The organism is Phormidesmis priestleyi ULC007, assembly GCF_003003695.1.
Lineage (GTDB): Bacteria > Cyanobacteriota > Cyanobacteriia > Leptolyngbyales > Leptolyngbyaceae > Phormidesmis_A > Phormidesmis_A priestleyi_A.
Genome location: NZ_PVWG01000083.1, coordinates 1 through 9,335, shown reverse-complemented (window position 1 = coordinate 9,335; position 9,335 = coordinate 1). Strand labels below are relative to the sequence as shown.

Below are 9,335 nucleotides of genomic sequence, written 5' to 3'. Positions count from 1 at the left end.
GGGATCAATTCTGGAACAAGCTGAATCAATATGGCTTTTCCATTGCGCTCTAAGGGTATCAAATAAAGGTCGCACCCCTTCACTTTTGTCTTTCTCATCTCTCGAAGTCGTTGCTGAAGCTCTCGCAGGTTTGGAGAGTGTCCCCCATAGCGCCACTTCACATAGACTTGAGAAATGTGTTGAACCGTTTGGACACGATCGCCCATCTGCAACAATGTAAAGTAGAAAAAAGATGGCATCAGATTTGAGGTTTACATTTATGTCAAATACTGTTCCAGTCAGTCTTTCTCAAACTCAAATTGTCACCTTAGAAAGGTTTTACACGCTGAAGGAACGATCGGAGATTCTGAGATTTTTGGAAGGATCTCCAGCGATCGTTAACACTTTGCTAGAAGCCCCCGCTAGTATTCAGCATTACTTCCCCACTGAAAAGCTTTTTCTTGACATTAGAGTTGATCCAGAGCTTGCTGATGACATAGAAATAGTCCTGGTTATTTTGACGAGCCTTGATCCTCAAGAAGCACTTAAACGTTTAAGACATTTAGATCAAGATTGGTGGCGAGGAGTTTCACGTCAAGTGTGGGGCAAAATCTGTGTTTTGCTGGAGTATTCGGATGTCGTTTGACTGGAAACAATATCTGACGCTTGCAGAAGAACTCTCTAGAAAATCAACGACTCCTGCAAATCTAGAAGCTAGACAAAGAACAGCGATTAGTCGCGCCTATTATGCCGCCTTTTTGTCAGCACGAAATTATCTACGAGATTACAAAAAGCTTCCTGTTTCACAAACCGGGGAAGCTCATCGCGACGTTGCTCAACAATTTAGACTTAACGCCGAACCCAATAATCAAACGATCGCTGACAATTTGCGGCGACTAAGACTGTATCGAAATCAAGCAGACTACACGGATAAATTCCCTGGATTAATCGCGATCGCAGAGATTTCTTTAGAGTTGTCCCAAGAAGTTATTTTTATTTTAGAAAACTTGCAAAACTAGACTTTTCCTCTCTTTTTCTCATTTCTCGAAATCGTTGCTGAAGCTCTCGCAGATTTGGAGAGTGCCCCCCATAGCGCCATCTCACATAGGCTTGAGAGATGTCTTGAATCGTTTGGGCACGATCGCCCGTCTGCAATTCTTCTTGACGCGCATACTCTAGCGGGGTCTGAGTCGGGTGCTTACGCAACCCCTGTTTTGCTAACCAACTCAGCATCTGCTGATAAAGACTTTCCATCGGTGGCAATTTGCGGAGTCTGCGCCGATCGCTCCACTTTTGCCAGCCTTGCCAACTCAACCAACTCAGAAAACTCAATCCCGTTAATAGAATTAAGCCGCTAAATAGCCCGATCCAGCCTCGGAACAATAGCCCCACGAGCCATGAGAGGATGCCTCCCAGCCACTGCACGATCGTGCCAATCACGCGATTTAGCACACTCGTCACGGGCGACGGCAACCAGCCCGCAACCCACTTCCAAAACTTTTGCAGCACCGTGAAAGTTTGGTCTTCTTCGATCGACGGCGGAACCAGTTCGTGTCCTGGAATCGGATCGAACGCAAACCAGCCATAGTTGGGAAAATACACTTCGGTCATTGCATAAGCGTCGGTGTTTTTCACCTCATACAGTCCGGTGAATGGATTGAACTGACCCGGTGCAAACCCCGCTACGAGCCGAGCCGGAATTCCGATCGATCTCAACATCACCGTCAACGCAGACGAAAAGTGATCGGGGTAGCCACCTTTGAAGCCAAACAGAAATGCCTCTACGAGATCCTGATCTTTCGTCAAAGGTGGCATATCAGGCTGAATTGCGTATCGCTGCTTCAACGCCTGCGCCAAAAATAACGCTTTCTCATAAGGGGCCGTAATCGGCTGAGGCGAGGTTGCTAAAAGCTCTTCTGTACGCTTGCGGATTTTTTCTGAAGTTTTCTCAGGAATTTGTAGATACAAACTGCCATCAGGAACCGCCTCGATCGCCACTTTTTGCAACAAAGTCCGATCGCGATAAGGCACTTCTGAAATCACGGTATAGGTTAAGCCTTCTTGCAGTCCGACGGGCGATCGCAAACCCCCTTCTGCGTCAATCGCCACTTCTTGAGTCGGAAAATAAAGCTCTCTCGGCTGTGACAGTGCCGGAATCAAATTTGGCAACTCAGTCACCATCGTGTAGGTTTGAACGACCTCTTTTTTGCGACTGCGACTAAAGGTTTGAGGCAAATAAAACTGATATGACCAGCCAGGACGCTTGATGGTTTTCGTGTCGCGATTGCGCGAGAGTTCCCAGCCTTGACCTGTGTAGCGATCGAACGCCAACACCCGCCAAAATCCCTCAGCTTGGGAACGGACGCGCATCACGACTCTTGGCTTGAGTTGTCCTCGCAGATTTTGATTGATGCGATCGCTAAAGCCATAATAAAAATCTTCATCCATCTGCCCACTGTTGCTCTGTCCGCTCCCTTGTCCTGTTCCCGCTTTGCCGCCGCGCACATAGCCAGGATTGTTGACCCGGCTGTTGTCAAACTTCCCCTGAGTTGCAATTTGAGAACTCATCGGAAAGCTTCGCAGTTGGTAGCCAGAAAATCGGGGCATCACGGCAAACACCGTTAGCCCCAGCGCCAAGGTTAAGAAAAAGGTCAACGGTAGAGCCGCAAAGTTGACCTTGCGGAGTTTGGCTTTTGTGGGAGTCGATCGCGTTAGCCCTAGTCGTGATCGATAGTCCATCACTAAGACAGGGAGCGCGATCGCCAAAAACACCAGCAGCATTCCGCCAAATGCCATCGTTTGACTCAGAGTGCTAGCAACCCCGATCAAAATAATGCCGATCACCATCGAGTAGCCCAAGTCTTTGCGGCGAGGCATATCAAAGCTGTGCAACACCTGAAGTTGAATCAGGAGTTCTGCCAATACCAGTCGCGTGTCATTGAGTTCTCGTCCGCCGATCATGCGGACAAAAAACGCCGCCAATGCGATCAGCATCCCGATCGCCAGCAAAAACTTAGTCGGAATGTTGCGCTCACGGCGACGCATCCAACTCCAAGTAGCTCCCAGCAGACTGAGCGGCACTGCCCAAAGGCTAAAGGTGGTATCGGCGGCAAGATCGGTCGCCACAATTCCGACACTCACCAATACCTGAGTCAAGATCCTAAACAGAATCGACTCTTCGGGTTCTGGCATTGGCAAGGCTTTAACTCGTTGCCACCATGACTGTCTCATTTAGAAAGGGTAAAGGGTAGAAAGATACATTTAAGGTTCATAGTGCCCCTGTGCACCCAGAGGCGACTGAGAATGCTCCACCTGACTCTACCAATTTCTTTCTAGCTTTTTACCCTTTATTACCCTTTACCCCTTCTTCTATCCGGCGCTCATAGGGCGAATCGCAAAAGTCATTACGTCTGCTTCGCCTAAACGCACTTCTAGTGGGTAAGTGCGATTAAGACTCAACTCCCGAAGTTCTACACTCAGACTGCCCGCGTCTTTACGATCTGCCAGCGCTTGCCACTGCTCTCCCTGAAACTGCAAGCTTCCACCGCAGGGTAGTTCTGCTTTAATTTGAAGTCGCCCAGTTTCCTGACCAAACTGGTACTCGGTCTTTAACGTGAGGATGCCTCGATCGGTGAGCCATTGCCGCTCGATCGTCGGCTGTTTGGGCGAGACGGTTAGCGTCAGCGCACTCATAATCTCGCGGGCTGCCAGCAGTGACAACGCCATTTGCTGAGTTTCGATCGCGTCCTCATATTGACTGGGTAACTCTGCGCCTGCTTCGGCGGCAAGCTGCTGCAAGCTAACCGCAGTTGAACGGGCGGGAGACACCATAATGTATCCAGCCACATCGTTCAACAGCCGCGATTGCCCTGGGAAAAAGGAATCCACCGCTTTAACAAGCTTGGCACCTTCGCGTAGAGGGGACAGTAAGACTGACTGACATTGCTCTAACAGGTCTAAAAGCACGAGTTCAGGCAGGGGGACAGGCAAACTGAGACGACGAAGTTGAGCCATCCACAGTGAGGCGGCTGAAAAAACAGGTTGCTTAACTTCAGAGTCCGCTGTTTCCGAACCGTAATCGGAGATTTCTTTTTCCCAGGGGAATAGAGGCGGCTTGTTTTGGATCTCAATCTGTAGACGATTTTTCAGCAGGGTATAAAAACGGTCTTGCACAGCAGGTATTTCTCCCGGTTTTAGTAGCATATCCTCCTCAAAGGGGCTGTCAGGATCGAATGACATCTCAGAATCTAAGCGCTGCGGGTCAGTCAGATCATCCTGCATGGCGGCGGCAACAATTTTTAAGTCGCTGCCGTCAACCACGTCAGGAGGGGTCAAACCAAGTTCCTGCAAAAGTTTTAGGTAACTTTTCTGTAACGCTTCCGAGTCACGATCCATTGTGATAACACCCTATTCATGAGGAGATTGGCTTCCTCCGGAATCTTGGTCATTCCGAATTTCCCAAGCCTGTTCTAGCAGTTTAAACCACTGTTTCTGAACTTGGTTAATGGTGCAGCCCAGCGTCTGCGCGATCGCCGCGTCGGGCATTTTTTGCTGCTTCATCTTCAATAGCGTACCTTGCTGGGGCGTAATCTGCTCTTGCAGCGCTTGCCACTGCTTGTTAGACAAGCCCAGATTGCGCTCTAAGTCAACTTCTAGCCATTGGTGGACGAGTTCCCAATGATGAGAAAAAGCAAACCTGATTAAATGGTATTTAAAGCGCTGCTGTAAGTAATCTCGTTGGCGCGGGGTTAGCTTGAGAATTTGCTCAATCTCGTTAGCTGGGAGATCTTGCAGACGCAGCACAAAATATTCAATGCAGTCTGCTTGTTTGCGCTCTTCTAGATAGGCGACCAGTTCTTTGATCACCGTTTGGCGCAGGGTGTCTTCTGGCAATTCTGGCTCTTGAGCGACCATCTGCTCTCGAACTTGCTGAATCGATGCCACATTCCACGGAGTTTCAGACTCTAACAGAGTGCCCTCGGCTGCCCGTTCTAAATCGACCAGCGTCTCGGTGGGCTGCTGCTGTGAGAAGGTTTGTGCCCGCAGAATAATCAACTGTTGATTGCGGTTCCCAGGAAGCGGAATTCGCCGTTTGCCGTAGCGCTCTGTAAACGCCATATATTCGGCTAGCTCTATGAGCGTGCGCGGCGTATAAGTCGGGCCCAGTTGAGTTTCTCGCCGAAAAGCGGTTAACGCTTCGACATAAAACCCTTGCAGGAAGTCTTCGATCAGCGTCAGACGGGCTTGATAGCTCGCTTGGCTCATAGACGGGTTAATGTATCGATAAACGACAGCACTTAAGTTGCTGTGCAGCTCGACCCGCCCCCGCACCGAACCCAGACTATAGTAGGTCAGACATTGCTGAAGTCGGTGCCGTGCTAGAGCGGTTGCCCAAGCGTCTGCTTCTCCAGAGGCTTGAATGCGCTTACTTTCGGTGCAGATGCGACCGACTTCTTGGGTTAAGCGATCGGCAACGCCGTTACAACTTCTTTGCTCAGATGCAGTGGTTGCCTGTTTCAATTCGCTCAATAGCATTTGAAAGATTGCTTCCACGCTCTGGCAAACATCCCCAACGATTTCTAAGGTCTTACAAATCAATTGCTTTCTCTCAATTTTGGGACAGCTAGATCACAATGATAGGTAGAAGAAACCCTGATTATTTTGGATGGATTTGGCAATGGACTTAGACCAACAAACTCAGGCGCTCGTTGAAGGTGCCCCTCAAGATGGCTCAACCCCTCAACTGGTTGAGTCGATCGCGCCAGCGCTTAAAATCCTGGCTCAACGATTGCGGCATTTGCAATATTACGTGATGCAAACGTTAGATGACAGTTGGGTCATGACGACCCTGGGTCATCGTACCGAATCAGAGATTGAGAAAAACGTGATTTATGCGTTTCCCACTTTAAAGGATGTGGCAGCAGGCCCTTTTGCGCTTTCCGATCCGAATATGATTGCGGTGCCTGTTCCGGTCATGGATATTTTGTTTCAAATGCTGGCAATGACGAGTATTTACAGCATTATCTTTTTTGAAACACCAGGGAATGTGACGATAGGAACAGAAGTGCAACGAGCCGAATTGGAAACCTTAGTCCATCAGTTTTTGCAAAGTCAGGTAGATGCAGATACTCAAGTCAATATTCCGAGTGATATTGCTTAAGTATTTTCTGGCTAAGTTAGGCGCTCATTTAATCAAGTTTGGGACTGTTGATCTTGAGAAATAATTCAGAAAAAATCTTCTTGAAATCTCATGTCTCCAGTCTCTTCTCGAATCAAGTTAAAGCAGCACCCCGGTCAACCGTATTACTTACGGGTTCTTACTGATTGTACCTACGGATGGGCTGTTTTAAGGGAGAATCAGATATTCAAACAGAATCCTTATATTTTAAGGCTCCTAGTTCATCTAATCTTTATACGATCGCTCCTGCTAGAAGCGATTACCTACGTGGTAAAAACGGTTACGTTTAATACAGACTCTTGAAACTTATGGACTAAAAATCGGTGAAAACTACGCGAATTGAATGAGGTTTCTAAGAGATTTGGCGGAGGTTTATTAATTCAAATTAACGATTTCTGTTTAATCTTTATCAATGCTTTAAGTGGCGTTTTAAAAAGATAAATTGAGCATGGGTGGAGATGTTTGTAAGAGTTGCAGTGATCACATCAAACAAAGATTTTGAGATGGAATAGATAACAGGCATTAGGCGGCTCCTACTGCTGCGATCGCGGCCTCTAGGGCGATCGCCACATGAGTCCAATGAGTCCCACCCTGACAAAACACGACGTAAGGCTCTCTTAAAGGCCCATCGGCAGAGAATTCGGAGGTGCTGCCGTCAATAAAGGTGCCGCCCGCCATCACAAGTTGGCTTTCATAGCCGTGCATCTCACCTGGAACGGGGTCGAGATAGGAACCGATCGGAGAGTGGTTTTGAATCGCTCGACAAAAGGCAATAATCTTCTCTGGTGAACCGAGCTTGATCGCTTGAATCACATCCGATCGCGGTGACATTGGGAGTGGATTGACCGGATAGCCCAACTGCTCAAACACATAAGCCGTCAGATGATTGCCCTTAATCGCTTCTCCGACCATCTGAGGCGCGAGAAACAATCCTTGAAACAGAAGCCGATTTAAGTCAAAGGTCGCTCCCCCAAAGCTGCCCACACCCGGAGCCGTGAGCCGACAGGCAGCCGCCTCTACTAAATCTGCTCGACCTGCGATATAGCCCCCTGTGGGCACGATCGTCCCGCCTGGATTTTTGATCAGCGAACCTGCCATTAAATCTGCACCAACGGCAGTCGGTTCTCGATCTTCAACAAATTCGCCATAGCAGTTATCGACAAAGCAAACCGTATCGGGGTTTTGCTGCTTGACGAGATGGATGATTTTCTCGATCTCGGCGATCGTCAAACTGGGTCGCCATGAATAGCCGCACGATCGTTGAATCGACACGAGGCGAGTATTCGATTTGATGGCGTGAGCTAGGTTACTCCAGTCGATCATTCCTTCCAAAGTTAGATTCAACTGTCGGTAGTCGATGCCAAACTCTTTGAGTGATCCCTGCCCAGTGCCCCGCAGTCCGATCACTTCTTCGAGGGTGTCGTAGGGTGCCCCTGCAACCGCCAGCATTTCATCGCCGGGACGCAGCACCCCAAACAGAGCCGCCGCGATCGCGTGAGTGCCAGAAACAAACTGCACTCTCACCACCGCCGCTTCTGCTCCGACGATCTCGGCAAAGACGCGATCGAGCACTTGCCGACCCAGATCGTCATGCCCATAGCCCGTGACACCCGCGAAATGGTGAACGCCGATCCGATGATTTCGGTAGGCATTGAGGACTCTTGTTAAGTTTTTCTTGACCTGAGCGTCAATACCAGAAAAAATCGGGAGGAGTGCTTTTTCTGCTGCTTGTAGCTTTGTGGAGCTATCCATCACGGTGGTGTTGGGTTAGAACGTTAAAGTGGAGTGTGCGAATCGCTTGATCCCATTTGGGTTGTCTGTTCGATCATCGACTCTGACACGGCAAGGGAACCAAAAGATAGGGGAGTTTATTATACCTTCCGATCTTCTACTTCCTCCACTTTGAGATTGTGGATTGAATAATATCCGTTGCTTGCGATGGCAACGGGCACGGCAGTGCCATGCCCCCACATTTAATTCACGTTTCGCACAGACTAGGTACCTTGTTCCATATCGAGACTATTGCATGACTGTCGCAACTTCAAAACAACTCCGCCTCGATTTCCCTGTCATTTTATTTATGGCGGCGGTGCATATCGGGGCACTCTTTGCCCTGCTGCCTAGCAACTTTAGCTGGGCAGCCGTGGGTGTCGCTGTTTTCCTGCACTGGGTAACTGGCGGTTTGGGTATCACACTCGGATTTCATCGTCTGGTGACTCACCGCAGCTTTCAGACTCCTAAATGGTTGGAATATTTTTTGGTGACTTGTGGTGCGCTCTCTTGTCAGGGGAGTCCGATCGATTGGGTTGGCATGCATCGAATTCACCACTTAAATTCTGACCAGCCGTCAGATCCCCATGATTCTAATCAGGGTTTTTGGTGGAGTCACATGGGTTGGATGCTCTATGAGATTCCTTGTAGAGATCAAATTGCTCGCTTTACGAAAGACATTTGTGATGATCCATTCTATAAGTTTCTTCACAAAAATTTCTTTCCGATCCAGATCGCATTAGGCGCTGTACTCTATTTAATTGGAGGCTGGCCTTTTGTGGTTTGGGGTGTGTTTGTGAGACTGGTGGCGGTTTTTCACTGCACCTGGTTTGTTAACAGTGCCACTCATAAGTTTGGCTACCAGACTTATGACGCAGAAGATCACTCCAAAAATTGCTGGTGGGTCGCAGTTCTGACTTATGGCGAAGGCTGGCACAACAACCACCACGCTTACCAACATTCTGCCCGTCATGGCATGAAATGGTGGGAAATTGATATGACTTGGATGACGATCCGACTCTTACGATCGCTAGGGTTAGCCACAAAAGTGAAGCTAGCCGGAGAGGAATAGCGTCAACTATTGAAGGATGAATTCACTCTCGATTCATCCTTCAGTATCAGCACTTGATACCAACTCTGTCTGAGGCTGCCTAGGTTGCAGATATTGAAGTTCCTACCTGGTCTAGCTTTTGTATTGTTTTATCCTGTGCAACTTCACAGTGAATTGATCTGAATTGAAAGATGAGCTAGATCATAGAAATAATTGAGAAGTCCTGTCAGGATCGGAATAGAAGTGATGAGAATCTAGGTATGCTGGTTTTGACACAAACAACGGGTGCGACCTTTATTTGATACCCTTAGAGCGCAATGGAAAAGCCATATTGATTCAGCTTGTTCCAGAATTGAT

At 48.4% G+C, this 9,335-nt stretch carries 9 protein-coding genes; 4 read left to right on the top strand and 5 right to left on the bottom strand.

Features of this window, described 5'->3' with window-relative positions:
* Positions 1–239: DUF4129 domain-containing protein (locus C7B65_RS26250; RefSeq protein WP_146135853.1), on the bottom strand; the 239-nt coding region annotated here is incomplete at its 3' end.
* A 20-nt stretch (positions 240–259) separates the two neighbouring features.
* Between C7B65_RS26250 and C7B65_RS26245 the strand changes: the two genes are divergently transcribed.
* Both C7B65_RS26245 and C7B65_RS26240 read left to right on the top strand, forming a co-directional pair.
* Positions 260–625 (top strand): SH3 domain-containing protein, encoded by a 366-nt coding sequence (locus C7B65_RS26245; protein ID WP_073075282.1) that lies wholly within the window; start codon positions 260–262, stop codon positions 623–625.
* Positions 615–998 (top strand): HEPN domain-containing protein, encoded by a 384-nt coding sequence (locus C7B65_RS26240; protein WP_073075283.1) that lies wholly within the window; start codon positions 615–617, stop codon positions 996–998. The genes C7B65_RS26245 and C7B65_RS26240 overlap by 11 nt, the downstream gene beginning before the upstream one ends.
* Here C7B65_RS26240 and C7B65_RS26235 read toward each other — a convergent pair.
* From C7B65_RS26235 to hetZ, 3 genes are all read right to left on the bottom strand, one after another.
* Positions 973–3,210, bottom strand: coding sequence for a transglutaminase TgpA family protein (locus tag C7B65_RS26235; protein ID WP_073075284.1), 2,238 nt, complete (start codon positions 3,208–3,210; stop codon positions 973–975). The two genes, C7B65_RS26240 and C7B65_RS26235, sit on opposite strands and share 26 nt — an antisense overlap.
* A gap of 138 nt (positions 3,211–3,348) precedes the next feature.
* On the bottom strand, positions 3,349–4,374 hold the full coding sequence (locus C7B65_RS26230; RefSeq protein ID WP_073075285.1) for a hypothetical protein: 1,026 nt from the start codon (positions 4,372–4,374) through the stop codon (positions 3,349–3,351).
* 12 nt (positions 4,375–4,386) lie between these two features.
* Positions 4,387–5,577: a heterocyst differentiation protein HetZ gene (gene hetZ / locus C7B65_RS26225; RefSeq protein WP_073075286.1), complete on the bottom strand. Its 1,191-nt coding sequence runs from the start codon at positions 5,575–5,577 to the stop codon at positions 4,387–4,389.
* 79 nt (positions 5,578–5,656) lie between these two features.
* Here hetZ and C7B65_RS26220 point away from each other — a divergent pair, with 79 nt between their 5' ends.
* Positions 5,657–6,139 carry a hypothetical protein gene (locus C7B65_RS26220; RefSeq protein ID WP_073075289.1) on the top strand — a complete coding sequence of 161 codons (483 nt, stop codon included), beginning with the start codon at positions 5,657–5,659 and terminating at the stop codon, positions 6,137–6,139.
* Between the two features lie 540 nt (positions 6,140–6,679).
* Here C7B65_RS26220 and C7B65_RS26215 read toward each other — a convergent pair.
* Positions 6,680–7,909, bottom strand: a complete 1,230-nt coding sequence (locus C7B65_RS26215; protein ID WP_073075287.1) for a methionine gamma-lyase family protein — start codon at positions 7,907–7,909, stop codon at positions 6,680–6,682.
* 274 nt (positions 7,910–8,183) lie between these two features.
* Here C7B65_RS26215 and C7B65_RS26210 point away from each other — a divergent pair, with 274 nt between their 5' ends.
* Positions 8,184–8,999, top strand: coding sequence for an acyl-CoA desaturase (locus C7B65_RS26210; protein WP_073075288.1), 816 nt, complete (start codon positions 8,184–8,186; stop codon positions 8,997–8,999).
* Positions 9,000–9,335: the final 336 nt, after the last annotated feature.

Excerpts from the sequence above, each read along its gene's own strand:
- C7B65_RS26245 (WP_073075282.1), top strand. The coding sequence starts at position 260 with ATGTCAAATACTGTTCCAGTCAGTCTTTCTCAAACTCAAATTGTCACC.
- C7B65_RS26240 (WP_073075283.1), top strand. The coding sequence starts at position 615 with ATGTCGTTTGACTGGAAACAATATCTGACGCTTGCAGAAGAACTCTCT.
- C7B65_RS26235 (WP_073075284.1), bottom strand. The coding sequence starts at position 3,210 with ATGAGACAGTCATGGTGGCAACGAGTTAAAGCCTTGCCAATGCCAGAA.
- C7B65_RS26230 (WP_073075285.1), bottom strand. The coding sequence starts at position 4,374 with ATGGATCGTGACTCGGAAGCGTTACAGAAAAGTTACCTAAAACTTTTG.
- C7B65_RS26220 (WP_073075289.1), top strand. The coding sequence starts at position 5,657 with ATGGACTTAGACCAACAAACTCAGGCGCTCGTTGAAGGTGCCCCTCAA.
- C7B65_RS26215 (WP_073075287.1), bottom strand. The coding sequence starts at position 7,909 with ATGGATAGCTCCACAAAGCTACAAGCAGCAGAAAAAGCACTCCTCCCG.
- C7B65_RS26210 (WP_073075288.1), top strand. The coding sequence starts at position 8,184 with ATGACTGTCGCAACTTCAAAACAACTCCGCCTCGATTTCCCTGTCATT.